Source organism: Hydrogenophaga sp. FG152 (assembly GCF_057809615.1).
Map to the genome: position 1 here is coordinate 22,987 of NZ_JBMDKH010000017.1, position 25,231 is coordinate 48,217.

The 25,231-nt window shown below is 69.1% G+C and carries 22 protein-coding genes and 1 pseudogene; 11 read left to right on the plus strand and 12 right to left on the minus strand.

Annotated elements, in window-relative coordinates; translation table 11 throughout:
• Positions 1-27: 27 nt before the first annotated feature.
• The 3 genes from ACODTB_RS19330 to ACODTB_RS19340 all read left to right on the plus strand — a co-directional run bounded on the left by ACODTB_RS19330 (position 28) and on the right by ACODTB_RS19340 (position 3,171).
• Positions 28-1,191, plus strand: coding sequence for an HPP family protein (locus ACODTB_RS19330; protein ID WP_488929643.1), 1,164 nt, complete (start codon positions 28-30; stop codon positions 1,189-1,191).
• Positions 1,192-1,319: 128 nt separating this feature from the next.
• Positions 1,320-2,213 (plus strand): universal stress protein, encoded by an 894-nt coding sequence (locus tag ACODTB_RS19335; protein WP_291118658.1) that lies wholly within the window; start codon positions 1,320-1,322, stop codon positions 2,211-2,213.
• A 157-nt stretch (positions 2,214-2,370) separates the two neighbouring features.
• A complete protein-coding gene (locus ACODTB_RS19340) occupies positions 2,371-3,171 on the plus strand; it encodes an SGNH/GDSL hydrolase family protein (RefSeq protein WP_291118660.1) in 801 nt (266 codons plus the stop codon).
• On the opposite strand, the gene opgC (ACODTB_RS19345) is transcribed toward ACODTB_RS19340, so the two are convergent.
• The 3 genes from opgC (ACODTB_RS19345) to nhaA form a co-directional block, all read right to left on the minus strand.
• Entirely contained in the window at positions 3,146-4,300 is a 1,155-nt protein-coding gene (gene opgC / locus ACODTB_RS19345; protein WP_291118662.1) for an OpgC domain-containing protein, read from the minus strand. The two genes, ACODTB_RS19340 and opgC (ACODTB_RS19345), sit on opposite strands and share 26 nt — an antisense overlap.
• A 96-nt stretch (positions 4,301-4,396) precedes the next feature.
• Positions 4,397-5,539: an OpgC domain-containing protein gene (opgC, locus tag ACODTB_RS19350; RefSeq protein WP_291118664.1), complete on the minus strand. Its 1,143-nt coding sequence runs from the start codon at positions 5,537-5,539 to the stop codon at positions 4,397-4,399.
• A 25-nt stretch (positions 5,540-5,564) separates the two neighbouring features.
• A complete protein-coding gene (gene nhaA / locus ACODTB_RS19355; protein ID WP_291118666.1) occupies positions 5,565-6,806 on the minus strand; it encodes a Na+/H+ antiporter NhaA in 1,242 nt (413 codons plus the stop codon).
• Between the two features lie 124 nt (positions 6,807-6,930).
• Here nhaA and tadA point away from each other — a divergent pair, with 124 nt between their 5' ends.
• Both tadA and ACODTB_RS19365 read left to right on the plus strand, forming a co-directional pair.
• Positions 6,931-8,322 carry a tRNA adenosine(34) deaminase TadA gene (tadA, locus tag ACODTB_RS19360; protein WP_291118668.1) on the plus strand — a complete coding sequence of 464 codons (1,392 nt, stop codon included), beginning with the start codon at positions 6,931-6,933 and terminating at the stop codon, positions 8,320-8,322.
• 24 nt (positions 8,323-8,346) lie between these two features.
• The gene (locus ACODTB_RS19365; protein ID WP_291118670.1) at positions 8,347-9,345 is read left to right on the plus strand and encodes an LD-carboxypeptidase; all 999 of its coding nucleotides are present in this window, start codon (positions 8,347-8,349) and stop codon (positions 9,343-9,345) included.
• A gap of 16 nt (positions 9,346-9,361) precedes the next feature.
• Here ACODTB_RS19365 and ACODTB_RS19370 read toward each other — a convergent pair whose 3' ends face one another.
• On the minus strand, positions 9,362-9,697 hold the full coding sequence (locus ACODTB_RS19370; RefSeq protein WP_291118672.1) for a hypothetical protein: 336 nt from the start codon (positions 9,695-9,697) through the stop codon (positions 9,362-9,364).
• 330 nt (positions 9,698-10,027) lie between these two features.
• Here ACODTB_RS19370 and ACODTB_RS19375 point away from each other — a divergent pair, with 330 nt between their 5' ends.
• The gene (locus tag ACODTB_RS19375; protein ID WP_291118674.1) at positions 10,028-10,972 is read left to right on the plus strand and encodes an FHA domain-containing protein; all 945 of its coding nucleotides are present in this window, start codon (positions 10,028-10,030) and stop codon (positions 10,970-10,972) included.
• An 83-nt stretch (positions 10,973-11,055) separates the two neighbouring features.
• A complete protein-coding gene (locus ACODTB_RS19380; RefSeq protein ID WP_291118676.1) occupies positions 11,056-13,569 on the plus strand; it encodes a penicillin acylase family protein in 2,514 nt (837 codons plus the stop codon).
• Positions 13,570-13,576: 7 nt separating this feature from the next.
• Here ACODTB_RS19380 and ACODTB_RS19385 read toward each other — a convergent pair whose 3' ends face one another.
• From ACODTB_RS19385 to ACODTB_RS19405, 5 genes are read right to left on the minus strand one after another with little or no spacing between them, the layout of a single operon-like run.
• Positions 13,577-14,377 (minus strand): ABC transporter ATP-binding protein, encoded by an 801-nt coding sequence (locus ACODTB_RS19385; RefSeq protein ID WP_291118678.1) that lies wholly within the window; start codon positions 14,375-14,377, stop codon positions 13,577-13,579.
• A 26-nt stretch (positions 14,378-14,403) separates the two neighbouring features.
• Positions 14,404-15,543: a succinylglutamate desuccinylase/aspartoacylase family protein gene (locus ACODTB_RS19390; protein ID WP_291118679.1), complete on the minus strand. Its 1,140-nt coding sequence runs from the start codon at positions 15,541-15,543 to the stop codon at positions 14,404-14,406.
• A 22-nt stretch (positions 15,544-15,565) separates the two neighbouring features.
• Complete coding sequence (locus ACODTB_RS19395) at positions 15,566-16,279, minus strand: ABC transporter permease (RefSeq protein WP_291118681.1); 714 nt, start codon at positions 16,277-16,279, stop codon at positions 15,566-15,568.
• A gap of 13 nt (positions 16,280-16,292) precedes the next feature.
• Entirely contained in the window at positions 16,293-16,979 is a 687-nt protein-coding gene (locus ACODTB_RS19400; RefSeq protein ID WP_291118723.1) for an ABC transporter permease, read from the minus strand.
• Positions 16,980-16,991: 12 nt separating this feature from the next.
• Complete coding sequence (locus tag ACODTB_RS19405; RefSeq protein ID WP_291118684.1) at positions 16,992-17,837, minus strand: ABC transporter substrate-binding protein; 846 nt, start codon at positions 17,835-17,837, stop codon at positions 16,992-16,994.
• 242 nt (positions 17,838-18,079) lie between these two features.
• Between ACODTB_RS19405 and hemP the strand changes: the two genes are divergently transcribed.
• Both hemP and ACODTB_RS19415 read left to right on the plus strand, forming a co-directional pair.
• Positions 18,080-18,316, plus strand: coding sequence for a hemin uptake protein HemP (gene hemP, locus ACODTB_RS19410; RefSeq protein WP_291118686.1), 237 nt, complete (start codon positions 18,080-18,082; stop codon positions 18,314-18,316).
• A gap of 142 nt (positions 18,317-18,458) precedes the next feature.
• Entirely contained in the window at positions 18,459-20,165 is a 1,707-nt protein-coding gene (locus ACODTB_RS19415) for an AMP-binding protein (RefSeq protein WP_291118689.1), read from the plus strand.
• Between the two features lie 3 nt (positions 20,166-20,168).
• Here ACODTB_RS19415 and ACODTB_RS19420 read toward each other — a convergent pair whose 3' ends face one another.
• On the minus strand, positions 20,169-20,441 hold the full coding sequence (locus ACODTB_RS19420; RefSeq protein ID WP_291118692.1) for a hypothetical protein: 273 nt from the start codon (positions 20,439-20,441) through the stop codon (positions 20,169-20,171).
• A 197-nt stretch (positions 20,442-20,638) separates the two neighbouring features.
• Positions 20,639-22,705 carry an ATP-binding protein gene (locus ACODTB_RS19425; protein WP_291118695.1) on the minus strand — a complete coding sequence of 689 codons (2,067 nt, stop codon included), beginning with the start codon at positions 22,703-22,705 and terminating at the stop codon, positions 20,639-20,641.
• Positions 22,706-22,769: 64 nt separating this feature from the next.
• Here ACODTB_RS19425 and ACODTB_RS19430 point away from each other — a divergent pair, with 64 nt between their 5' ends.
• Complete coding sequence (locus tag ACODTB_RS19430; protein ID WP_291118698.1) at positions 22,770-23,501, plus strand: response regulator; 732 nt, start codon at positions 22,770-22,772, stop codon at positions 23,499-23,501.
• A 22-nt stretch (positions 23,502-23,523) separates the two neighbouring features.
• On the opposite strand, the pseudogene ACODTB_RS19435 reads toward ACODTB_RS19430, so the two are convergent.
• A pseudogene (locus ACODTB_RS19435) lies at positions 23,524-23,646 on the minus strand (ubiquinol-cytochrome c reductase iron-sulfur subunit); the annotation flags it as partial.
• Between the two features lie 114 nt (positions 23,647-23,760).
• Between ACODTB_RS19435 and ACODTB_RS19440 the strand changes: the two are divergent.
• The gene (locus ACODTB_RS19440; protein ID WP_291118699.1) at positions 23,761-25,143 is read left to right on the plus strand and encodes a phospholipase D-like domain-containing protein; all 1,383 of its coding nucleotides are present in this window, start codon (positions 23,761-23,763) and stop codon (positions 25,141-25,143) included.
• Positions 25,144-25,231 lie beyond the last annotated feature (88 nt).

Below are 25,231 nucleotides of genomic sequence, written 5' to 3' on the forward strand. Positions count from 1 at the left end.
TCCATCTCAAGACTTCCGGAGACCCGTTTGAACCCCGATGGCCAGCCTCCCGCCGCGCGCTTCGAAGGTGCCACCCGTTTCCTCGCGGCGTTCTGGCCGGCGCCGGTGCGCGTCGATGCCCACGAGCGCTGGCGCAGTGTGGCCGGCGCAGGCCTGGGCATCCTCTTCACGGCCCTGGTGAGCCGCTGGTGGGCGGGGGCGAATGCCATGGGCCCCTGGCTGGTGGCGCCGCTGGGCGCGAGTGCCGTGCTGGTGTTCGCGCTGCCCGCGAGCCCGATGGCGCAGCCCTGGTCGGTGGTGGGCGGCAACACGCTCTCGGCACTGGTGGGCGCGGCCTGCGCCATGCTGGTGCCCGACCCGGCCTGGGCGGCGGCGCTGGCCGTGGCGGCGGCGATCGCGCTCATGTTCGCGCTGCGCTGCCTGCACCCGCCGGGCGGCGCGACCGCGCTGCTGACTTCATTGGGCGCCATGGGTTTCCATTTCGCGGCCTTCCCGATGTTCGTGAACTCGCTGCTGCTGGTGGTGGCGGGCGTGGTCTACAACAGCCTGAGCGGGCGGCGCTACCCGCATGCCCAGGTGCGCGTGGTGCACGAGCCGGCCGCCGCCCCGGCCCGCTTCAGCGCGGCCGACCTGGACGCGGCGCTGGCGCACTACAACCAGGTGCTGGACGTGAGCCGCGACGACCTGGAGGAACTGCTGCACCACGCCGAGTCGGCGGCCTACCAGCGCAACTTCGGCAGCCTGCGCTGCGGCGACATCATGACGCCCGAGCCCATCGCGGTGTCCTTCGGCACCCCGTTGCGCGAGGCCTGGGGCCTGATGCGCCAGCATCGCATCAAGGCGCTGCCGGTGGTGGACCGGGCGCGGCGCATCGTGGGCATCGTCACGGTGTCGGACTTCATGCGGCACGCCGAGCTCGATCGGCACGAAGGCATCGGCGAGCGACTGCGCGCGCTGATGCGGCGCAGCGGCGCGGTGCATTCGGACAAACCGGAGGTGGTGGGCCAGTTGATGACGCGCGAGGTGCGCGTGGCCAGCATCAACCGGCACGTGAGCGAGCTGGTGCCGCTGTTCTCGGAAGGCGGGCACCACCACATTCCCATCATCGACACGGAACGCCGGCTGGCCGGCATCATCACCGAGTCGGACCTGGTCAGGGCGCTGCACCGGGTGGCGCGGCCGGCGGACTGAGCACGAGCTCGGCGGCGTGCCGCGCGGCCGAGCACGGCCACCAGCGCGCCGAGGACCGTTTGGTATCTTCCAAGGTCTGAACCCGACGGCCCGCTCCGCGTGCCGGTCACCTTGAAAGGAGCTTTCGCGTGAGCACACCCGCCACCCCGCGCCACATCCTGCTGGCCACCGACCTGAGCAGCCGCAGCGACCGCGCCCTGGACCGCGCTGTGCGCCTGGCGCGCGAGTGGGACGCGCGCCTGGTCGCGCTGATGGTGGTCGAGCCCGAGCCGGCCGAGGCACCCACCTCGGTGCTGTCGCGCGCATCGGGCCTGAGCGGCGGCACCGCGCGCCGGGCGATGGTGGAGCAGCGGCTGCGCGCCGACCTCGCGTGCGAAGACGGTGAGCTGCCGCTGGTGCCCCGGGTCGAGCAGGGCGCCGTCACCGACACTGTGCTCACCGTGGCCATGGCCGAGGGCAGTGGCCTGATCGTGACCGGTGTGGCGCGCAACGAGGCGCTCAGCCGCGTGGTGCTGGGCTCCACCGTCGATGCCCTGGCGCGCCGCTCGCCCGTGCCTTTGCTCGTGGTGCGCAACCGGCCGCGCGCGACCTACAGCCACGTGATCGTGGCCAGCGATTTTTCGCCCGCGTCGCGCCACACCCTGCGCACCGCCGCCGCGCTCTTTCCCCAGGCCGAACTCACGCTGTTCCACGCCTTCGACAACCCGTACCCGGCGATCGGCGGCGTGGACACCACCAAGGTGCGCGCCGACGGCCTGTCTCAGGCAGAACGCGAGGCCGAGGCCTTCATCCAGTCGTGCGAACTGCCCGGTGATGTGGGCCTGCGCCTGCGCACCTGGCTGGAGCATGGCGACACGGGCCTGCTGCTGCACGCCCATGGGCAGGCGCACCCGGCGGACCTCGTGGTGCTGGGCACGCAGCAGCGCCGTGGCGTGCTCGGCCTGCTGCTGGGCAGCGTGGCGCAGCGCGTGCTGGAAATGGCCGAAAACGACGTGCTGGTGGTGCCACCAGAGGCCGCCTGAGTCCAGCGGTTCCGACGAACGGGCCCGTCTGGGGCCTCAGGACAACAGTTCGAGGCGTCGGGGTGGACCGGCCCGATACCGATATTTACACTGGTGGCGTCTGAACTTTCCGCGAGCGGTGCTGTCCATTCTGCGCGCCCACCACTCCCTGACCGCCTTGCACCCATTGCCCCACCGTTCATTGCGCTTCTCGCTGCCGCTGCAACTGGCCCTGGCCGGCGCGCTCGGCATCGGCTCCCTGGCCATTGCGCAGGCCGAAACACCCCCACCTGCCCTGGCCCCGGCAACCCAGCAGCTGGCGGTGGCCGCGCCCGCGAGCCCCACTGTGGCGGTTCCTCCGGTCGCCCAGCAGCTGGCGGCGATCGACCCGCGCTGGAGTTCGAGTTTCGAGGCCTTCGCCGCCGCCGACCTGAAGCAGGCGCCGCAGCCGGGCGGCGTGGTCTTCGTGGGCAGTTCGTCGATCCGCCTGTGGAACGACCTGGAAACCAGCTTTGCCGACCAGCCCGTGGTCATCAAGCGCGGCTTCGGAGGCTCTCAGTTGCTGGATTGCGTGAAGCTGGTGAACCGGCTGGTGCTGCCCTACAAGCCCCGCATGGTGGTGGTGTACGCGGGCGAAAACGACCTGTCCGAGGGCGCCACGCCGCGCGACGTGCTGGAGCGCTTCACGGCCTTCGTGCGCGCGGTCAAGGCCGAGCTGCCCGACAGCCGCATCGCCTTCGTCTCGATCAAGCCCAGCCCGTCTCGCGCGGGCATGCTGGCGGCGGTGCGCGAGACCAACGAGCTCATCAAGGCCTACAGCGTGACCGAGCCGCAGCTCGACTTCATTGACGTGTTTTCCTCCATGCTCGGCGCCGACGGCCAGCCCCGCCCGGAGCTGTTCCTGGGCGACCGCCTGCACCTCAACGCCGAAGGTTATGCGCTGTGGCAGCGCATCATCGCCCTGCACCTGAAGGGCTGACGAGGCGGGCCGCTTTTTTCGCGGCGCGGCGATCCCGGCCGAGCGACACGCGGGCCACGACCCACAGGGTGTAGAAGCCCACGAACAGGATCAGCAGGTCCACCGACCAGGGCCTGGCGGGGTTCGTGGCGCCGAACACGGCCAGCGCCAGCAGGGCCACCACCAGGTGGGCGCAGAACACCGGCAGGGCCGCCTTGCCCAGGGTTTCCAGGGGCCGCCAGCGCGGCAGGTGCCGTTTGAGCCAGGGGCCGAAATGCATCACCAGCACCAGCAGGGCCAGCAGGTTGATCAGGCGCAATGGGCCCAGGTGCCATTTGTCGAACATGAGGTTGACCACCGAGCCATCGGGCATCGGCGTCTGTCCCACGGCGTGGCGCCAGAGGAAGGCGCAGGCCGCCAGGGCGAGGGCGGTGCGCACCATCCAGCCCGGAAAGCGCGTGGAGGTGCGGTCCGGGCGGCTGTGCTCGGTGCCCATCCACAGGCCCATGGTCCACAGGAACTGCCAGGCGAAGATTTCGAAGGCACCCATGTCGCGGTAGCGCACCGGCATGTCGAACCAGCCGAAGGCCATCTGGTAGAGCGCCGGGCCCAGGCCGAACTGGGCGCCGAACCACAGCGCGAGGCTCAGCGCGATCACCGCGCGCCAGCCGTGCTCCCGGCCGTGCAGCAGCACCAGCGGGCTGAGCAGCATGAAGACGATGTAGATCGGCAGGATGTCCAGCAGCGCCGGGCTGTAGAGCAGCAGGCCGGCGCTCAGGGTGGCGACCACCGGCCGTTCGAGGAAGAAGGCGAGCAGGTCGGTCACGGCGCCTTCGCGCAGCGCCAGGCCCAGGCCGGCGATGGCGGTGAAGGCGAACAGGACCAGGGCCAGCTGGCAGGCGTAGAGCTTGAGCGCGCGGTTGAAGAAGGCGTTTTTCATCGCCTCCGCGCCCTGCGTGTCGGCCCTGGTGGAATACACACGGCCGGCCATGTAGGCCGACAGCAGCACGAAGCCCTCCGCGGCCGACACATAGCCCAGCGGCTGACCCAGCGGGTCCGCGAGCTTCGTGGGCAAGTGGGTGAGGGTCATCAGCACGAGCATCAAGCCGCGCATGGCATCCAGTTCCCACTGGCGATCGTCCTGGCTCATGGCGGTGGTGCGGGGCAGGTGGCGTGCCTGCCAGGTGATTCGATCCCTGATCGGGGCCGCAAAGCCCTGCAAAGTTCCCCGGCATGGGGAGGCGCGTCACTGGGCCTGGGAACGCGCGCGCCAGAAGACGCCGGGGCGCCGGCCGGCGCGCTCGCGCGCCTCCACCAGCATGGCCACCGCGAACAGGCCCGCGAACGCGGCCAGCAGCAGCGCGACGTCCGTGGTCCAGGGGCGCACAACCTGGGTTGAGCCGAAGAAGGCGAGGGTGAACAGCGCGATCACGATGTGGGCGCAGAAGACCGACAGGGAGTGCCGCCCCAGCAGCTCCAGCGCGTGCGGGCGCGGCAGCACGCGCACCAGCCAGGGGCCGGCGGCCATGAGCAGCACGAAGACGCTGGCGAAGTTCAGCACCCGCATGGGCCCGAGCGACCATTTGTCGAGCAGCAGACCGACGGCGGGCAGCCAGGGCAGCGGGTCCTGCCCCGCGATGTGGCGCCACGCCAGCATGGCCCCGGCGTACACGGCCGCCGGCGCCAGCACCCAGCCCGGCAGGCGCGGCCAGGGCTGTTCGCGCGCGCCGAGCCACAGGCCCGCGACCCACAGGGCCTGCCAGGCCAGCCAGTGGAAGGCGCCCATGTCCTTGTACGGGATGGGCAGGCCGGTCAGCGCCACGACCAGGTCGTACACGCCCCGGCCCAAGCCCCACTGTTCGCCCAGCCAGAGCAGGCCGCTGACGGCCAGCACGCCGAGCCAGCCGCGTTGCAGGCCGTGGCGCAGCAGCCAGGGGCTGGCCAGCATCATGAAGATGTAGAGCGGCAGGATGTCCAGCAGCGGCGGGTTGTGCAGCAGCAGGGCGGCGCCCACCACGGCGGCCTGCGGGTCGATGAAGAAGAATTCGAGCAGGCCGGTGACGCCGCCCTGCCGGTTGAACACCCCGAGCCAGGCGATGACGGTGAAGGCCAGCAGCAGCAGGCCCAGCTGGCACAGGTAGAGCTTGCGCACCCGTTCATGGAAGGCGGCCTGCATGGCGGGCAGGCCGTCGCGCCGGGCGCGGCGGCCGTACACGCGGCCGGCCATGAAAGCCGAGAGGAACACGAAGCCTTCGGCCGCCGATACAAAGCCGAACGGCTGGCCCGATGGCAACGAATACATCGTCGGCATGTGGGTCAGCGTCATCAGGACGAGCATCAGGCCCCGCAGGGCGTCGAGCTCCCAGCGGCGTTGCGGGGCGTGTGGCATCAGGGAAAACCAGTAGAGCCCGCGATCATGCCAGAGGGGCGCTGCGGCGGGCCCGCCAAGCCTGCAGAAACCCCCAGGACAGGCCGAGCACGGCCGCCAGCAGCGAGGCCAGCAGCACGCCCAGCTTGGCGGCGCCAAGCAGCTGGGCATCGTCGAAGGCCAGCGTGGCGATGAAGATGGACATGGTGAAGCCGATGCCGGCCAGCAGGCCCACCAGGCCGACGCCGGACCAGGTCACACCGCCGGGCAGCTGGCACAGACCCAGGCGCACCGCCAGCCAGCTGGCGCCGACCACGCCGAGCGGCTTGCCCAGCACCAGGGCCAGCACCACGCCCAGGGTGACGGTTTGCGCGCTGCCCGTGCCGAGGTCCACGCCATCCAGCGTCACGCCCGCGTTGGCCAGCGCGAACAGGGGCATCACTCCATAGGCGACCCAGGGGTGCAGTGCCATCTGCACGCGAATCACCGGTGCCTGCCCGCGCATGCGCACCGGCAGCACGGGCGTCATGAGGCCCAGCACCACGCCGGCCAATGTGGGGTGGGCGCCGGTCTGCAGCAGGCCCAGCCAGAGCACCGCCCCAGGGACCACGTAGGCCCAGGCCGAGCCGATGCCGATCTGCTGCAGGCCCAACACCATGAGCACGCCCAGGCCGGCCACCAGCAAGCCACTGAGATCCAGACCGCCGGAATAGAACAGCGCGATGATGAGCACCGCGACGATGTCGTCGATGATCGCCAGCGCCAGCAGCAGCACCCGCACATTGCCCGGGATGGAGCGGCCGAGCAGGGCCAGCACACCCACGGCGAACGCGATGTCGGTGGCGGTGGGCACGGCCCAACCGCGCAGTGTGGTGGGATCGGTGTTGAGCGCGACGTAGATCAGCGCCGGCACCAGGACCCCGCCCAGTGCGGCGGCCAGGGGCAGGGCGGCGAGCTTCAGGCTGGCCAGCGCCCCTTCGTGGATTTCGCGCCGGATTTCCATGCCCACCACCAGGAAGAACACGGCCATCAGGGCGTCGTTGATCCAGAAGTGCAGCGGCTGGCTGGATACGTAGGGGCCCAGGCCGATGGTCAGCGGTGCGTGCCAGATGGCGTGGTAAGTGCCCGATGCGGGGGAGTTCGCCCAGATGAGGGCAATGGCGGCAGCCAGCATCAGCACGATGCCGCTGACCGCTTCGATGTGGAGAAAACGGGAGAGGGCGGCGAATGCGCGGTCGGCGGCAAGCTGGGCGCGCGGCGGGGTCTGCCGGGTAGGGGCTCGGTTCATGGACGTATCAACTCCGCGCGGCGGCCCGACCAGCGCTTGAACCTGTTTCGCTGCGACAGGCAGCGCGAACACCCAACCTCGCATTTTACCCGATGGGGTATGGGCCCTGGCCTACACTCGCCGCATGCCCGACACGCCCGTTTCCGACGACGAACGCTTCATGCGCCTGGCGCTGGCCGAAGCCCAGGCCGCGGCCCTGGCCGGTGAGGTGCCGGTGGGGGCGGTGGTGGTGAAGGACGGCCGCGCGATCGCCACCGGCCGCAACGCCCCCATCGACGGCCACGACCCGACCGCGCACGCCGAAATCGTCGCCTTGCGCGCCGCCGCGCAGGCGCTGGGCAACTACCGGCTCGATGGCTGTTCGCTCTACGTGACGCTGGAGCCTTGCGCCATGTGCAGCGGGGCCATGCTGCACGCGCGCCTGGCCCGCGTGGTGTTCGGCGCGGCCGATCCCAAGACCGGCGCGGCGGGTTCGGTGCTCGATCTGTTCGGGCATGCCCGGATCAACCACCAGACCGCCGTGCAAGGCGGTGTGCTGGCCGAGGAGGGCGCGCAACTGCTGCGCGGTTTTTTCAAGGAGCGCCGAGTGAATCTCCACCCCCTGCGCGACGATGCCCTGCGCACGCCCGACGAGCGTTTCCAGAACCTGCCGGGCTATCCCTGGGCGCCGCGGTATGTGAGCGATCTGCCCGCGCTCGGTGGCCTGCGCCTGCACTATCTCGACGAAGGGCCGAAGGACGCGCCAATGACCTGGCTCTGCCTGCACGGCAACCCGGCCTGGAGCTACCTCTACCGCCACATGATCCCGGCGTTCCTGGCCAGCGGTGCGCGCGTGGTCGCGCCCGATCTGATCGGTTTCGGCCGCAGCGACAAGCCCAAGAAGGACGGCGCGCACTCGTTCACCTGGCACCGCCAGGTGCTGCTGGAATTCGTCGAGCGCCTCGACTTGCACAACGTGGTGCTGGTGGTGCAGGACTGGGGCGGGCTGCTGGGCCTGACCCTGCCCATGGCCGCGCCGCGGCGCTACCGGGGGCTGCTGGTGATGAACACCACACTGGCCACCGGGGAGGTGCCGCTGTCGCCCGGCTTCGTGGCCTGGCGCAACATGTGCGCGCAGAACCCCGAGTTCGACGTGGCGCGCCTGTTCGCGCGCGGCAACCCGCAGATGAGCGCGCCAGAGTGCGCGGCCTACAACGCGCCGTTCCCCGACCGGGGCCACCGCGCCGCGCTGCGCGCCTTCCCTCCCATGGTGCCCGAGCACGCCGACGACGAGGGCGCGGCCCTCAGCCGGCAGGCAAGGGACTTCTGGTCCACCGAATGGCAGGGGCAGAGCCTGATGGCCATCGGCCTGCAGGACCCGGTGCTGGGCGAGCCAGTCATGCAGGCCCTGCACGCGCAGATCCGCCATTGCCCCGAACCCCTCCGGCTGCCGCAGGCCGGTCACTTCGTGCAGGAACATGGCCTGTCCATCGCCCAGGCCGCGGTGCGCCATTTCGCGGCGGCCGCACCCGGATAATCGAGCCCTTTTTCGCCCAACACCATGAGCCACGGTCATACGCACACGCCCGCCTGCAGCCCCGATTGCAACCACAGCCACCACCACGGCACCAAGCACATCTACATCTATTCGCCCTCCAGCGCGGTGCGCGACAAGGCCGCGTTCCGCCGTGGCGTTGCGCGGCTCAAGGCGCTGGGCCACGAGGTCGAGATCGACGAGGCGGCGCTGAGCAGCCACATGCGCTTCGCGGGCGACGACGCCACGCGATTGGCCGCCATCGAGCGCGCCTCCGCCAGCGGCGCGAACGTGGCGCTGATTTCGCGCGGGGGTTATGGACTCACGCGCATCGTGGGAGACCTGCCTTTCAAGAAGATTGCCAAGGCGATCGAGCGCGGCACCCAGTTCGTGGGCCTGAGCGATTTCACGGCGCTGCAGATGGCGGTGCTGGCCAAGACCGGTGCCGTCACCTGGGGCGGCCCGGCATTGGGGGAGGACTTCGGCGCCGAAGTGCCGGACGACATCATGGAAGCCTGCTTCGACGACCTGCTCGTGGGCCATGGCGAAGGCTCGGGCTGGCGGCTGCCGGTGTCGGACGCGAAGGCGGCACCGCGCAAGGACGGCGAGGAAGCGCCCGTGTTCCGGCTGCGCGGTGCCACGCTGTGGGGCGGCAACCTCAACGTGATCTGCGCGCTCGTGGGCACACCTTATCTGCCTCAGGTCAAAGGCGGCATCCTGTTCCTGGAGGACGCGAACGAACACCCGTACCGCATCGAGCGCCAACTCACGCAGTTGCTCAACGCGGGAATCATCGGCCAGCAGAAGGCGGTGCTGATGGGCTCGTTCAACCGCTTCAAGCTGGTGCCGGGTTACGACCGGGGTTTCAAGCTGCAGACGGTGATCGACTGGATGCGCACGCGCACGAAGACGCCGGTGTTCACGGGCCTGCCCTTCGGGCACGTGCCGACCAAGGTGTTGCTGCCCGTGGGGCGCAAGGTGGATCTGATGGTGGAAGGGCGCGATGCCCTGATTTACTGGGGCTGAAGGCCTTGTGGCGAGATCAGGACCTGCGCGCGCGGCCAGCGTCGATCAGGCTCTTGGGCACCAGGCCCTGGAACACCGGCGAGAGGCTTTGCACGCGGTGCACCGCAAGTGCCTCGCCGTGCAACTGGCTCAGCACGGCCACCATCTCGGCGCGTGCGAACCACAGGGCGTGCGCGTCGTGCAGGTACTTCAGCTTGCGCGTGAGCTGCGGGTTGGCCTTGGCGCCTTCTTCGCCCAGCACCGCGAGCATGGCTTCGCGCACCGGCTCCAGGGACTCGGGCGAGTCCTTGCGCGTCTCGGGGCTGAGAAGGGCGGAAATGCTGTTGCGGATACCGGGTTTGAACCAGCGCATGGAAGTGGCCTCAACGACTTTGTACTAATTGGATACAGGATACGTCGCGACACCACGGATGTGCAATCGGGAAAGTTTGACAACACTCAAAAAACAACAAATAAATCATATGTTTATCGCCGATTTTTGATTGACTTCATGAGGTGTGTAATACCTTTTTACGCATTCGTTAACAATTGGCATCGACGTGGTGCCATCGAGCAGGCCGGGTCGGGTGCACTTTTTTTCAACCACCAGGACCCGCTTTCGAGGGCCCGAAACGGCGGTTTTCCGACACGCCTTCATACATTGGGTGGTGTGTTGTAATCCAGCCGATATGTCTTCTTTCCTATGGCCGAACTGACAATTGCTTTCGTGGATCTGACGGGTAGCGTCTCGGTGTTTGAAACACTGGGCAACGACCGCGCCACCAAGGCCGTCACCAAGCTGACCCAGTGGATTGGCTCCATGGGCGTGGAGAACGGGGGCACGGTGGTGAAGATGCTGGGCGACGGCGTGCTGATGTCGTTCGCCAACAACCGCAATGCGGTCGACGCGATGGTGCTGATCCAGCAGGAGCACGCCAAGCGCGTCATGCAGTGGCCCGACCGCCTCAAGCTCATGATGCAGATCGGCATGGCGCGCGGCCAGGTCGTGGTGGTCGATGGCGATTGTTTCGGCGACGCGGTCAATGTGGCCTCGCGCCTGAGCGACCTGGCCGGCCCCGAACAGATCATGGCCACCGACACCGTGATCCGCAAACTTGGCGCCCGCCATGGCGTGCGCAGCCGCAGCCTGGGGCCGATGCGCATCAAGGGCCGGGTGGAGCCCTGCGAGGTGTTCCGCGTCGAGTGGCAGCCCGAGATGCTGTCCGAGTTCCTCACGCTGCCGGCCGACCTGCACGCCCTGAGCCCGATGAAGGAGTCCGTGTTCGGAGGGTTCGAGGTGTCCTGGCTCGACACCACGCAGGTCTTCAGCCTGACCGACCTGCCGATGAAAATCGGCCGCGTGCCGGAGGCCGATTTCGTGGTGAGCGACCCGCGCGTCTCGCGCATGCACGCCAGCATCGACATCCGCTCGGGCAACTACGTGCTCGAAGACATCAGCAGCTACGGCACCTGGGTGCGGTTCGGCGCGGGCGACAACGTGATCGCCCTGCGGCGCCAGGAGTGCCTGCTGCACAGCGACGGCGAGATCGCCATGGGCGCGCCCTTCAGCGACTTCAGCGCGCCCACGGTGCGGTTCCGGCTGGTCGACGGCCAGATGTCGATCGGGCCGATCGGCATCGAAAAGTAAGCAGGCGCGGCAGAGAAGGCCGCGAGGCGGCGCACGGGACACCCGCGCGCCGTCGGGATCACAACAATGAGTGGGGACATTTCGTGCGCTGGATCAAACGACTCTTTGCCTTGCTGTCGCTGCTGGTGGTGCTCGCCGCCGCGCTGGCCGCCTTCTATGCCTGGCGCAGCCTGCCGAAAACCGAGGGCAGCCTCAACCTGGGTGGGCTGTCCGCGCCGGTGAAGGTGCACCGCGACGCAAGCGACGTCACGCACATCCTGGCCGGCAAGCCGCGCGACGCCTGGATGGCCATGGGCTACGTGCACGCGCAGGAGCGGGGCTGGCAGCTGGAATTCAACCGCCGCATCATGCGCGGCACCTTGTCCGAGGTGCTGGGTCCGACCACGCTGGAGACCGACAAGCTCATGCGCACGCTGGGCATCCGGCAGGCCGCGCGCCAGCAGCTGGAAACCCTGCCAACCGAGGCCCGCGAAGCCCTGCAGGCCTACAGCGACGGCGTGAATGCCTTCTTCGCCCACAGCGAACAACTGCCTTCGCCCGAGTTCCTGTTGCTGGGCGTCAGCCCGCGCGAAGAAGCGGCCGCGGGGCGCTACTGGGACCCGGTCGATTGCGTGGCCTGGTCGCTCATGATGGCGCTGGACCTGGGCGGCAACTGGGGCAACGAGTTCGCCCGGTTCACCGCGCTGGAGGCGATCGACACCAAGGCCCTGTGGGAGCTGTTCCCGCCCTACCCGGGCGAACAGCCCGCGGCCACCGCCGATCTCGCCAGGCTCTACCGCGAACTGGGCGTCTACCGGGGCAAGCCAGTCACGACCTCGAAGGCCGAGGTGCCGGCCGCATCCGGCATCGTCGCCTCGGCGCGCGGGCAGATCGGCGCGGAGCTGCAGCGCTGGGCCGACGAGCTGGGCAACATCGAGGGCAAGGGCTCGAACAACTGGGTGGTCAACGGCTCGCGCACGGCCTCGGGCATGCCCTTGCTGGCCAACGACCCGCACCTGGGCCTGAGCGCGCCCGCCATCTGGTACTTCGCGCGCCTGCAGGCGCCCGATGCCGACGGCATCAAGGGCATGGACGTGATGGGCGCCACGCTGCCCGGCACGCCCTTCGTGGTGCTCGGCCGCACGCAGCAGGTGGCCTGGGGTTTCACCAACACCGGCCCGGATGTGCAGGACCTCTACCTGGAGCAGATCAACCCCGCCAATCCCGCTCAGTACCGTGTGCCGTCCCCCTCCGGTGAACCGGCCTGGGCCAACTTCGGCCTGCGCATGGAGACCATCCGGGTCAAGGGACAGCCCGACGTGAGCCACATGGTGCGCAGCACCCGCCACGGCCCGGTGCTGAGCGATGCGCAGGCACGCCATGGCGAGGTGATGGACACCAGCCGCTTCGTGCTCGCGCTGCGCTGGACCGCGCTGGACGCCGACAACCGCAACGTGGTCGCCACCCTGGAGTCCAACCGCGCGCAATCGGTCGATGAGCTCCAGAAGGCGTTCCGCGATTTCCATTCGCCGATGCAGAGCGTGGTGATGGCCGACCGCACGGGGCGCATCGCCTACAAGGCCGCGGGCCGCGTGCCCCTGCGCGCGCCGGAGAACGACATCCGCGGCGTTGCACCGGCGCCGGGCTGGGACGTGCGTTACGACTGGGCCGGCTGGTTGCCCTACGAAGAGACGCCGCAGGACGACGGTGCGCGCGGCTGGATCGCCACCGCCAACCAGCGCATCCACGCCGCGGACTACCCGCACTTTCTGACCCAGGACTGGGCCGCGCCCTACCGCCAGGAGCGCATCGAAGCGATGCTGGCGCAGACCCCGAAGCACACGCTGGACTCGTTCCGCGCCATGCACGCCGACCAGCAGTCGGCCGCCACGGTGCGCCTGCTGCCGTTTCTGCAGAAAGCCAAGTCGGACCACCCGCTGGCGGCCGCCGCACAGGCTGCGCTGCGTGAATTCAACGGCGAGATGCGCGCCGATGCCGCCGCGCCGCTGATCTACAGCGCCTGGGTGGATGCCTTCACGCGCCGCGTGGTGGGTGGGCGCGTGGGCCAGGCGCGCTTCGAAGGCATGTACGGCAAGCGCCTGTTCCGCAACGCGGTGGAAGGCATTCTGGAGCGCGACGACGCGAGCTGGTGCGGTGCGGCGGGTTGCGCGGCGGCCAGCGGCCTGGCCCTGACGGACGCCTTGAACAAGCTGCAGACCGCGCATGGCGCCGACGTGGCTGCTTGGCGCTGGGGCGATGCCCACCCGGCGATCTCGGCGCACCGCCCGTTCGGCAACGTGAAGCCGCTGGCGGCGCTGTTCGACGTGCGCACGCCCACAGGGGGCGATCCCTTCACCGTCAACGTGGGGCAGTACCACCTGGACAAGGCCGATGCACCGTATGCCAACCGCCATGCGGCCAGCCTGCGCGCGGTCTACGACCTCGCGGACCTGGACAACTCGCGCTTCATCTACCAGACCGGGCAGAGCGGCAACGTGTTCTCGGGCCGCTACCGCGACATGAGCGACACCTGGGTGGCGGTGCAGTACCGCGTGCTGACGATGAAGCCGGCGCAGTGGCGCACCACGCTGGAACTGCGGCCGCCGGCCGCGCCCTGAACCCGGGTTACTTCAGATTGCCCGAGAGGAACTGCGCCAGCCGTTCGCTCTTGGGCCGTGCCAGCACTTCCTTGGGCGCACCCTGTTCCTCGATGCAGCCCTTGTGCAGGAAGATGAGGTGCGAGGACACCTCGCGCGCGAAGCCCATCTCGTGCGTCACCACCACCATGGTGCGGCCTTCCTCGGCCAGCAGCTTCATCACGCGCAGCACCTCGCCCACAAGCTCGGGGTCGAGCGCGCTGGTGGGTTCGTCGAACAGCATCACGTCGGGTTCCACCGCCAGCGCGCGGGCGATCGCCACGCGCTGCTGCTGGCCACCGCTCATGTGCGAGGGATAGCGGTCTTCCACGCCCTTGAGGCCCACGCGCTCCAGGTAGCGGCGCGCGGTCTCCACCGCTTTTTCTTTCGGGATGCCCAGTACGTTCACCGGCGCCTCGATGATGTTCTGCAGCACCGTCATGTGGGCCCAGAGGTTGAAGTGCTGGAACACCATGGCCAGCTTGGTGCGCAGGCGCTGCAGCTGCGCGGCGTTGACCGCGCGCAGTTCACCGTGGCGGTCGGCCTTGAGCTGCAGCTCTTCACCACCGAGCACGATGCGCCCGCTGTTGGGGTGCTCCAGCAGGTTGATGCAGCGCAGCAGCGTGCTCTTGCCCGAGCCTGAGCTGCCGATCAGGCTGATCACGTCGCCCGCATTGGCTTGCAGGGAGACGCCTTTGAGCACTTCGTTGGCGCCGAAGCGCTTGTGGATGTCCTGCACCTCCAGAAGAGGGCGGCCGGGCGTTCGGTTGGCGGTGGGTTCTGCAGTCATGTTCGATGCCCGATGAATAGAAAAGCTCAGGCGCCCAGCAGGTCGCCCGAGCGGAAAGGCGTCTCGCCAGCGATCTTGCCCACCTCGCCGCCCGAAACCACATAGCGTTCGCGCACGGCGGCGTACAGCACACCGGCCACCTCGGCGCGCACTTCGTGCACGCGGGCGGCCGCCGGGGCGGTGGGGTCGATGACCTCGGCCACCACGTCGCCCACCGCCAGGGTGGCGCCGGGCTGCACGAGAAAGACCAGCACACCGGGCACGGGTGAGCGCAGCGTCTGCGAGCCCGCCAGCGGCGTAGGCTGGCAGGCCAGGGGCGGCAGCGTGGCCGGCGCGCTGGCATGCAGGACCCCGGCGTGCGCCAGGAAGGCGAGGATGGCTTGCGCATCCTGGCGGGCGTGGTCGTGCGAGACATCGGCTTCGCCGCGCAGCTCCACCGTCGTGCTCGCGCAGGCCTGGGGCAGGGGGGCCTTGACGCCCGCGGCTTGCAAGCCGGCGACCAGTTGCCACCAGAGACCGGAGAGGCGTTCGTCGAACGGCCCGCCGCCCGATTCCTTCGCCAGCAGCACGGCCTGGCAGCCCAGCAGGCGCGCCAGCGGTTCGAAGGGCGGCCAGCAGGCCTCTTCGCTGTACAGGTGCATGACGGCCTCGGTGTCGCAATGCAGGTCCAGCACCAGGTCGGCGTCGTGCGAAAGCAGCAGCAGTTGCCGGCGCTGGCTGTCGATTTCGCTGGTCGCTTGCCACTGGTTCAGCCACTGGCCGACCAGCTGGCGCACGGTGGTCACATTGGCTTTTGCGTCCGCGCCCATGCGGGGGATGGCATCGGTCAGCACGGCGGCGGCCATGTCGGGGTAGTGCCGGTTGAAGTTCTGCGCGGTGTCGAACTCGAAGCGGCCCAGGGGCCGATGGTTCAGCCGCTGGCTCAGGCCGATCGGGTTGGCCGCCGGCACCAGAATCACCTCGCCCCGCAGCGGCCCGGCCTGCTCGGCGGCTTCCAGCTGCTGGCGCAGGTGGTGGGCGACCAGCATGCCGGGCAGTTCCTCGGCGTGCAGGCTGGCCTGGATGTAGACCTTGGGCCGGGCGCCTGGCGTGCCGAAGTGGAATCCCACAAGGGTCTTCTGGCTGCCCAGGCTGGGACTCAGCAGAGGGTACTCGATGCGTTGCATGGGGCGACCTGGTTCTCGGCGCTCAATGCCCGCGCGGGGCCAGATGGGCCAGGAAACGCCTTTCGGCCAGCTTGAACATGCCCACCAGGCTGAACGTGATGGTGAGGTAGATCGCGGCCGCGAAGATGTAGGCCTCGAACGGCAGGTAGTAGTCGGAATAGATGCGGCTGGCGGCGGCGGTCACGTCCAGCATGGCCGGCACCGTGCTGGCCAGGCTGGTGGCGTGCAGCATCATCACCACCTCGTTGCTGTAGGCGGGCAGCGTGCGGCGCATGGCGCTGGGCAGGACGATGCGGCGCATGGCCATGGCCGGGCTCATGCCCATGGCCTGGGCGGCCTCGATCTCGCCCGCGGCGGTTTCGCGGATGGCGCCAGCCAGCATCTCGGCCGTGTAACCCGCCGTGTTCAGGCTGAACGCCAGCAGGGCGCAGAAGAACGGTTCCTTGAAATGCGTCCAGGGCCAGACGTCGTTCCAGCGCGCCTGGATCCAGTCCAGCTGGGCCAGACCGTAGTAGATGAGGTAGAGCTGGATCAGCAGCGGCGTGCCGCGGATCACATAGGTGTAGGCGCCGACGACCCAGCGCAGCGGCGCGATGGAACTGGTGAGGGCCAGCGCGAACAGCAGGGCGAGCACCGCACCCACGCCCAGCGAGGACAGCAGGAGCCACAGGGTGGTGATCAGGCCCTCGCCGTACATGGCGAGGTTGGCGGGCTGGAAGATGACTTCCCACTTCATGTGCGGGTGTCCATCAGGTGTGGGCGCGCTTCACGCCGAGGCTGAAGCGCCGTTCCAGCCGGCGCAGCGCCCAGAGCGACACCGAGGTGTAGATCAGGAACAGCGCGGCGGCGAACAGGAAGAAGGTGAAGGGCTCGCGGGTGGCCGCGCTGGCCTGCTTGGCCAGGTAGGTCATTTCCTTCAGGCCGATCAGGCTGATCAGCGCGGTGGCCTTGATCAGCACCAGCCAGTTGTTGGTGAAGCCGGGCAGGGCGTAGCGCACCATCTGAGGCGCGGTGATGCGCAGGAAGGTGCGCACCGGCCCCATGCCGAAGGCCCAGGCGGCTTCCATCTGGCCCTTCGGGATCGAAAGGATGGCGCCCCGGAAGGTCTCGGTCATGTAGGCCCCGTAGATGAACCCGATGGTGAGCACGCCCGCGAGGAAGGGATTGATGTCCACCGACCCCTTGCTGCCCGACGCAGCCAGCAGGTGGTTAAGACCGATGGTGCCGCCGTAGAAGATCAGCAGCATCAGCACCAGCTCGGGAATGCCCCGAACCAGCGTGGTGTAGACGGTGGCCAGCCCCACCAGGAGGGGGCGGCCGGAGAGCTTGGCCACCGCGCCCAGCAGGCCCAGCAGGATGGCCACCAGCAAGGCGGCCAGGGAAACGCCCACCGTGAGGAGGGCGCCCTGCAGGATCGAGGCGAAATAGCCGGACAACACGGGGACGGCTTAGTTGCCGTACACGTCGAAGTCGAAGTACTTCTTGGCGACCGTGTCGTAGACGCCGTTGGAGCGGATGGCCTTGATGGCCGCGTTGAGTTCGTCCTTGAGCGCGGTTTCGCCCTTGCGCAGCGCCACGCCCACGCCGGTGCCGTAGTACTTGGGCTCGTTCAGCACCGGGCCGACGAAGCCGTAACCCGCGCCTTCGGGCTTGCGCAGGAAACCGCCATTGACTTCCACCTGGTCGGCCACGGTGCCATCCAGGCGGCCGGACTTGATGTCCAGGTAGACCTGGTCCTGGGCTTCGTAGGGAACGATGCTCACGCCAGCGGGCTTGAGTTCACCCATGGCGTACTTCTCTTGCGTGCTGCCTTTGAGCACGCCGATCTTCTTGCCCTTGAGCGACGCCGGGTCGGTGTAGGCCGTGCCGGTCTTGACCACGATGCGGCTGGGGGTGAAGTAATACTTGTCCGTGAAGTCCACGACCTGCAGGCGCTCCTCGGTGATGGACATGGAGCTGATGATCGCGTCGTACTTCTTGGCTTGCAGTCCGGGGATCATGCTGTCCCACACCTGCTCGACGTACACGCACTTGCGCTTGATCTGGTTGCACAGGGCTTCGGCAATGTCCACGTCGAAGCCGGTGGGCTTGCCGTCGGCGGTCTTGAAGGTGAAGGGTTCGTAGGTCGGGTCGATCGCCACCTTGAGTTCCGGCATCTCAGCCGGGGCGGGAGCGGCGGCGGGTGCCGCAGCGGGAGCAGCCGGGGCGGCTTCGGGCGCCGGCGTTTCGGATTTTCCGCAACCAACCAAGGCGGCGGCGCCAATCAGGCTCAGGGAAAGGAAGAGGTTCTTCATGAAATGTCTTTCGTTTGAACGCCGCTGAATGCGGCAGTGACGGGCTTTCACATTGTAAATCTGGGCCCTTCAGCAGACGGACGGGGGATCCCGGTGTTTCCCCGTATAGCCATAGCAACAACCGCGCCGGCCCGTGTTGGTGCATCCAGGTACCGCGTCAGCGCGCATTTTGTTTTTACAAATAAGAATCAATCGCATTTATGCGGTACACTGCATGCACTGACTTATCAGGAGCCGATGCCATGCAGACCTTGTCGATCACCCGTCCGCTGTTGCGCGTGCCACGACGTGCTGCCGCCGTGTCCGCTGTCGATGCGGATGAGGCCCAGGCCATGGTGGCGCCAGACGGGGTGGAGGGGATGTCGAGCATCGACAGCCTGCAGTTGCTGCAGGGTGGCAGGTGCGTGCAGATCGCGCACAACGGATCGATGTACAAGCTGCAATCCACCAAGCTGGGCAAGCTGATCCTGACCAAATAGCTTTTTTCGTGGGGCGACCCTGGGGCCTGGTTCTCAGGTGTCGTTTTTGCTAGCCATCGGTGATGCCGGCCAGCCATGCATTTTTTCCCCCGCTGAGTTCAAGCAGAATCCGGATGTCCCGCCCCAAGACATCCGAGGAACCATGACAGATTCCACTGCTTCCTTTCTGGCTGCGCGCGATTTCCTGCTCACCCATCGACTGGACTACGAGCGCGCCTACCGCAACTTCCAGTGGCCCGTGCTGGGCGAGTTCAACTGGGCGCTGGACCACTTCGACACCCTGGCGCGCGGCAACGGCGCGACCGCGCTGCACATCGTGAGCGACGACGGCACCGAGGTGAAACGGTCCTTCTCCCAGATGGCCGAGCGCTCCTCGCAGGTGGCCAACCACCTGCGCGCCATCGGCGTGAAGCGGGGCGACCGCGTCCTGCTCATGCTTGGCAACGAGCTGGCCCTGTGGGAGGTGATGCTCGCGGCAATGAAGCTGGGCGCCGTGCTGATCCCGGCCACTGCCTTGCTGACCGCCGACGACCTGCGCGACCGGCTGGAGCGCGGCCAGGTGCGGCACGTGGTCGCGGCCAGCGCCCAGACGGGCAAGTTCGACGGCCTGGCGGGCGACTACACGCGCATCAGCGTGGGCGAGGGCGTGCCGGGCTGGCTGCGCTTCGAGGACGCGGCGGCCGCGACCACGGCCTTTGCGCCCGATGGTCCCACGCGCGCGACCGACCCGCTGCTGCTGTACTTCACCTCAGGCACCACGTCCAAGCCCAAGCTGGTGCTGCACACGCACCAGAGTTACCCCGTCGGGCACCTGTCCACCATGTACTGGATCGGGCTGCTGCCGGGCGACGTGCACCTGAACATCTCGTCGCCGGGCTGGGCCAAGCACGCCTGGAGCTGCTTCTTCGCGCCCTGGAACGCCGGGGCCTGCATCTTCATCTACAACTGCGCGCGCTTTGACGCGTCCGGCCTGCTGTCCGTGCTGGAACGCCACCACGTGACCAGCCTGTGCGCGCCGCCCACGGTGTGGCGCATGCTGATCCAGGAAGACCTGGCGGCGCGGCGCGAGCGCCTGAGCCTGCGCGAACTCATCGGCGCCGGTGAGCCGCTCAACCCCGAGATCATCGAACAGGTGCGCGCCGCCTGGGGCCTGGACCTGCGCGACGGCTACGGCCAGACGGAAACCACGGCGCAGGTGGGCAACCCGCCCGGCCAGTTGCTCAAGCCGGGTTCCATGGGGCGGCCTCTGCCTGGCTACCGCATCGAGCTGCTCGACGTGGATGGACAAGCCGCGAGCGAAGGCGAGGTGTCGCTGCCGCTGGTGCAGCGACCGCTGGGCCTGATGGCGGGCTACCAGGGCAGCGAGTCGCAGAACAGCAGCGCGATGCGCGACGGCCACTACCACACGGGCGACATCGCCCAGCGCGATGCCGACGGCTACATCACCTTCGTGGGCCGCGCCGACGACGTGTTCAAGGCCTCGGACTACCGCATCAGCCCCTTCGAGCTGGAAAGCGCCTTGATGGAGCACGAGGCGGTGATGGAGGTGGCCGTGGTGCCCAGCCCCGATCCGGTGCGCCTCGCGGTGCCCAAGGCCTACCTGATCCTGCGGCCCGGGGTGGTGGCCAGCCCGGAACTGGCGCAAGCCATTTTCGCGTTCTCGCGCAAGCACCTTGCGCCGTACAAGCGCATCCGGCGGCTCGAGTTCGTTCAGGAACTGCCCAAGACCGTGTCGGGCAAGATCCGGCGCGTGCAGTTGCGGACCGAAGAGGCGCAGCGGGTGACCGCCGGCCTGCGGGGTGAACGGGTGTTCCAGGAAGACGACTTTCCGGCACGAGAGGCGCGCTGATACTCAAGGCCGGCCCGCGTGGGTCGGTCGCAGGTGGAGGTCGGTCGTGGCGTTCTGCTCCAGCACCACCGTGTAGCTGTGGCGGTTCTCGCCGGTCAGCGCGGTGACGTGGTAAGTCCCGGTCGGCAGCACCATGTCGATGAGCGGCGCGCCCGCATGGCTGAGGGTGAGCAAGCGCCGCCCCGGCAGATCGCGGATCTCCAGCTGGGGCAGGCCGGGGTCGGTTCGCGGCGTGCCCCGCACCCGCGCCAGCACGTGCCGCCACAGCACTGGCATGGACCAGCGCGCCTCGTCGGCAAAGGCGTGAATCCGCAGCCTCGACCGGGTGTCCTGGCTGGTTGCAAGGGTGTCGGCATCCATCGTGGCCGCATCTTGGTCTTCTGGCCGCCGCGCCGTGTGTCGTGCCCAGGGCGCCTGTGTTCCATCTGACACAAAGGCCGGCGCACCGTCGACGCGCCACTCCCGCGGGCCGCTCAGGGGATCAGCTCGGCCAGGGTGCGCGCAAGTTCGTCGCGCCGCAGGGGTTTCATCAGCACGCGGCTCACGCCGGCATCGCTGGCGCGGCGGGCCAGCAGCGCACCACCGTAGCCGCTCACCAGCACCACCGGCAGTGGCAGCGCACGCTCGCGCAAGGCCTGGGCGAGCTGGGTGCCGCTGAGGCCGGGCATCAGTTCGTCGGTGATCACGGCGGCAAACCGCTGCGGTGCCTCGGTCACCGCCTGCAGCGCGGCGCTGGCGTCGGCCAGGCACACAGGCTCATAACCCAGGCCCGTCAGCATCTCCCGGGCCAGGGCCAGCAACGCCGGCTCATCGTCCACCACCAGCAGGCGTTGGCCGGTGCCCCCGGGCACCGCCGCGGGCACCGCCGACGGGTCAGGAAGTGGGTCGGTGCACTCGGGAAAGTACAGGTCGAAGCGGGCGCCCTGGCCCGGATGGCTGTCGACGTCGATGCCGCCGCCGAACTCCGCCACCACGCCAAACACCACCGCCAGGCCAAGGCCCGTTCCGGTGTGTGTGCCGCTCGCAGAGAAGAACGGCTCGAACAGGTGCTCCATGACCTCCGGGGTGATGCCGACACCCTGGTCGGCCACGCTCAACATCAGGTAGTCGCCTGCCGGCAACGGCGAGTGGGACAGCACCTGGGGCGTGGTGACCTGCCGGCGCTCGAGTTGGACACTGAGCATGCCGCCATCGGGCATGGCCTGCATGGCGTTGGTGCACAGGTTCATGACCGCCTCGAAGACCTGCGTCGCGTCGCCGCGCAGCCGCGCGCCGGGCGCGGCGAGCATCCGTTCCAGCACCACCCCCGGGCGCAGCGAGGCGGTCAGCAGCGTCAGCACCTCCTCGACCACCGGTTCGAGCTCGAAGACGGCCGAGGTGCGCGCGCCGCCCCGGCTGAACGAGAGGATGCGTTCGATCAGCAACCGGCCGCGCTGGGCGGCCTGCAGCACCTTGCCCAGGTGCCGGGCCTGGTCGCTGCCGGGCGCGGCGGCGTCCTGCGCCATTTCCCCGTACCCGACGATGCCGGCCAGCACGTTGTTGAAGTCGTGCGAGACGCCGCCGGCCAGGGCGCCCAGGGCCTCGAGCCGGCTGGTGCGGGCCAGTTGCACCTGAAGGGCCTGTTGTGCCGCCAGCCGCTGCCGTTCGGACCGCGTCACGAAGTGCACCGCCGCCGCCATGGTGACCAGCAGGAAGGCCAGCGCGGCGATGGCCAGCTGCAGCGCGCCACGCCAGCCTTGAAGCACGGCGGCGAGTTCCCGGGACACCACGACATCCAGGCCGTAGCGCGGCACCCGGTGCGAACCGACCAGGTGCTCGCTGCCGTCGCTGAAGCGCTGCATGACCAGGCGAGGGCGCTGCGCCATTCCGGCCTCATCGGCCCGCAGCAGCCCGACGTTGACCCCCGCGAGCAGTGCGCCATCGCGGCGGAAGATGGCCATGCGCGCATCGGCCGCGGGCAGGGCCACGCCAAAGGCGCCCAGCAATTGGTTGGCCGGCATGGCGGCGACGATCCAGCCACCCGGGTGGCCGTGCACGGCGCCCACGCGAAACGCCAGTGCGACCTGCGCCTGCGCCTCCCCGACCGGCACGAAGGGCTGGCTCAGGGCAGCGGTCCCCTCGGCGAGCGAGTCCAGCCGTGGCAGGAAGGTCTGCAGGTCCGGCGGGGCCGTGGCCTCGGACGAGGCGATCGGTGCCTGGTCCTTGTCCAGCAGCCAGAGCGTGGTCACCAGCGGCATCAGGGCGGCGCGCGTCTGCAGCGCCTGGACCGTCTGGCTGTCCGCTGTGGGCAGCCGCCGCCGGCCGAGTTCCAGGGCCAGTGCCTGCAAACCCTCTTCGGCGCCCTGCAAGCCGCGATCGAGTTCGTCGGTCAGCGCCAGGGAGAGCAGGGCCATTTCCCGCCCCTGGCTCTCCAGTGCGCTGCGGTGCAACTGCCAGAGCGCCAGCGAGGTGACCGCCACAAGCAGCAACCACAGCGCCAGTGCGAACAGCCACGGGAGGCCCGAGGCTCGCGGTCGGAAGGTGGTGGCCCCTGTGCGCATGGGTGTCCAGTATGCGCCGCCGCGTGTCCTGAGCGGTGGCTTGCGCTACATTGGGCGCCACACGATGAGCACCACCACCGTTCCCCACATTCTCGTGATCGACGACGACGCGGACGTGCGCGACCTGGTGGTCGAGTACCTCGGCAAGAACGACATGCGCGTGAGCGCCGGGTGCTCCGGCGCGGAGATGTTCGCGCTGTTCGACCGCGAGGCCATCGACCTCGTGCTGCTGGACCTCAAGCTGCCGGGAGAGGACGGCATGCTGCTGGCCCGCGCCTTGCGCGAGCGGGCCACCGTGCCCATCGTGCTGCTGACCGGGCGCAGCGAGGAGGCCGATCGCGTGATGGGCCTGGAGCTGGGTGCGGACGACTACGTCACCAAGCCGTTCAGCCCACGCGAGCTGCTCGCCCGCGTGCGCGCGGTGCTGCGCCGCTACCAGGTACAGGCCACGCTGCCCGAGCGCGACAACACGCGGCGGGCCTACCGCTTTTCCGGCTGGGAGCTGAACCTGCGCACCCGCCGCCTGGTATCGCCGGTGGGCCAGTCGGTGGAACTGTCCAACGGCGAATTCAGCCTGCTCAACGCGCTGTGCCGGGCGCCCCGGCGCGTGCTGAGCCGCGACCAGTTGTTGTCGATGTCGCGCCTGCATGAGGCCGAGGTCTATGACCGCACGATCGACGTGCAGATCCGCCGCCTGCGCCTCAAGATCGAGCGCGACGCCACCAACCCCACGCTGATCCTCACCGAGCGCGGCGCGGGCTACCTGCTGGCCAGCGAGGTCGAGACGCTGTTCTGATTCACGCGGGTGCGTCGTCGTCGCAGGGACAGAGGAACCCTCCGGGCCAGTGCGCCGGCAGGCCCGGGTTGCCGGTGCCCGCAGGCACCGAGGTGGGCGAGCAGCCCAGTTGGGTGCAGATGCCCACCGCCACGAAGAACTCGGGTGGGCATGGTGGGGTTCCTCGGGGTTCCAGGAGGGCGCCTGGACATGAGGGGGATACTGCGCTTGCCCGGCCTGGGCGGTATTGCTTGGAGCGCAAAGGCAGATGACAAGTGACATGTTGCCCAGCCATTGGCTGACACTGCACGGCCTCGCCGTCTCGTTGGCGGTCCTGGTCTACGTCTTCAGCTCGCACGCGATGCGCCAGCGCAGGCCGCCCGCGTCGGCGATCGCCTGGGTCCTGTTCATCGTGTTGCTGCCCTATGTGGCCCTGCCGGCGTTCCTCCTGCTCGGCTCGCGCAAGCTCGCCCGCCCGGCCTCCCTCGCGGCCACCGCGCCACGCCCCCAGGCCGCGGGCGATGCCTGGGCGGCAGGCACCATCGTCTCGCTGGGGCAGCCCGCACCCGCCGCCTACCGCGACCTGCAGCTGCACAGCGATGGCCGCCAGGCCCAGGAGGCCCTGATGCGCACGATCGACGGCGCGCAGGCCACCCTCGATCTGTGCACTTTCATCCTGGGGCGCGAGGGACCGGGGCAGTCGGTGGTCGATCGCTTGACGGTCAAGGCCGGGCAGGGCGTTCGCGTGCGCCTGCTGCTCGACGGCATGGGCAGCCTGATGCAGCGCCCTCCGAACCTCGAGCGCCTGACCCGCGCGGGGGCCGAGTTCGTGCGCTTCGTGCCGCCGCTGCGCTCGCCGATCCGGGGGCGCACCAATCTGCGCGACCACCGCAAGATGCTGATCGCCGACGCGGGCCTGCCGTCGGCCCGCCTGTGGTGCGGTGGCCGCAACCTGGCCGCCGAGTACTTCATGGGTTCACCCGGGCAGGCGCCCTGGCGCGATCTGAGCTTCGACCTGGGCGGTGCGCTGGTGCAGCAGGCGAGCGAGCTGTTCGAGCACGACTGGCGCTTCGCCCGGGGCCTGCCAGCCCTTCCGCGCGGAGTCCTCCAGGCCAGCGCGCAGGCCGGGGAAGGTGCCCAGCTCGTCGCGTCGGGGCCGGACCAGGCGGACGACACCGTGCTGGCGCTGCTGCTGACGGGGGCCTACCGGGCGAAGGCCCGCATCGCCCTGGCCACGCCGTACTTCGTGCCCGACGCGGCGCTGCTGATGGCGCTGTGCCTGGCCGCGCGGCGCGGTGTGGTGGTCGACCTGCTGGTGCCCGCCCGGTCCAACCACCGGCTCTCGGATATGGCGCGGGGCCGGGCCTTGCGATCGCTGGCCCAGGCCGGCGGCCGGATCTGGCTCGCGCCCGGGATGATGCACGCCAAGCTCGCGGTGTTCGATCAGTCGCTGGCCCTGTGCGGATCGGCCAATCTGGACAGCCGCAGCCTGCTGCTGAACTACGAGCTGATGTGCGCCTTCCACCCGTCGGCCGACGTGCAGCAGTTCGCCGACTGGTTCGACCAGGAGCGCGGCACGGCGCAACCCTACGTGGCGACCGCACCCGGGCTCGCGCGCGACATCGCCGAAGGCATGCTGCTGTGGCTGGGGTTCCAGCTCTGATCCCCGCGATTGCAAGTGAAATGTGCCGACGGGTGGTTTGACACCGGCGAAGCACACCGGGCCACCAGCATCGGAGCCGTGGTTGACG

Bases quoted from the DNA above. Each gene is read 5' to 3' on its own strand.
- ACODTB_RS19425 (WP_291118695.1), bottom strand. From the start codon at position 22,705: ATGCGCACAGGGGCCACCACCTTCCGACCGCGAGCCTCGGGCCTCCCG.
- ACODTB_RS19415 (WP_291118689.1), top strand. From the start codon at position 18,459: ATGACAGATTCCACTGCTTCCTTTCTGGCTGCGCGCGATTTCCTGCTC.
- ACODTB_RS19405 (WP_291118684.1), bottom strand. From the start codon at position 17,837: ATGAAGAACCTCTTCCTTTCCCTGAGCCTGATTGGCGCCGCCGCCTTG.
- opgC (WP_291118662.1), bottom strand. From the start codon at position 4,300: ATGAGCCAGGACGATCGCCAGTGGGAACTGGATGCCATGCGCGGCTTG.
- ACODTB_RS19395 (WP_291118681.1), bottom strand. From the start codon at position 16,279: ATGAAGTGGGAAGTCATCTTCCAGCCCGCCAACCTCGCCATGTACGGC.
- nhaA (WP_291118666.1), bottom strand. From the start codon at position 6,806: ATGAACCGAGCCCCTACCCGGCAGACCCCGCCGCGCGCCCAGCTTGCC.
- hemP (WP_291118686.1), top strand. From the start codon at position 18,080: ATGCAGACCTTGTCGATCACCCGTCCGCTGTTGCGCGTGCCACGACGT.
- ACODTB_RS19375 (WP_291118674.1), top strand. From the start codon at position 10,028: ATGGCCGAACTGACAATTGCTTTCGTGGATCTGACGGGTAGCGTCTCG.
- ACODTB_RS19370 (WP_291118672.1), bottom strand. From the start codon at position 9,697: ATGCGCTGGTTCAAACCCGGTATCCGCAACAGCATTTCCGCCCTTCTC.
- ACODTB_RS19440 (WP_291118699.1), top strand. From the start codon at position 23,761: ATGTTGCCCAGCCATTGGCTGACACTGCACGGCCTCGCCGTCTCGTTG.
- ACODTB_RS19430 (WP_291118698.1), top strand. From the start codon at position 22,770: ATGAGCACCACCACCGTTCCCCACATTCTCGTGATCGACGACGACGCG.
- ACODTB_RS19385 (WP_291118678.1), bottom strand. From the start codon at position 14,377: ATGACTGCAGAACCCACCGCCAACCGAACGCCCGGCCGCCCTCTTCTG.
- ACODTB_RS19420 (WP_291118692.1), bottom strand. From the start codon at position 20,441: ATGCCAGTGCTGTGGCGGCACGTGCTGGCGCGGGTGCGGGGCACGCCG.
- tadA (WP_291118668.1), top strand. From the start codon at position 6,931: ATGCCCGACACGCCCGTTTCCGACGACGAACGCTTCATGCGCCTGGCG.
- ACODTB_RS19365 (WP_291118670.1), top strand. From the start codon at position 8,347: ATGAGCCACGGTCATACGCACACGCCCGCCTGCAGCCCCGATTGCAAC.
- ACODTB_RS19390 (WP_291118679.1), bottom strand. From the start codon at position 15,543: ATGCAACGCATCGAGTACCCTCTGCTGAGTCCCAGCCTGGGCAGCCAG.
- opgC (WP_291118664.1), bottom strand. From the start codon at position 5,539: ATGCCACACGCCCCGCAACGCCGCTGGGAGCTCGACGCCCTGCGGGGC.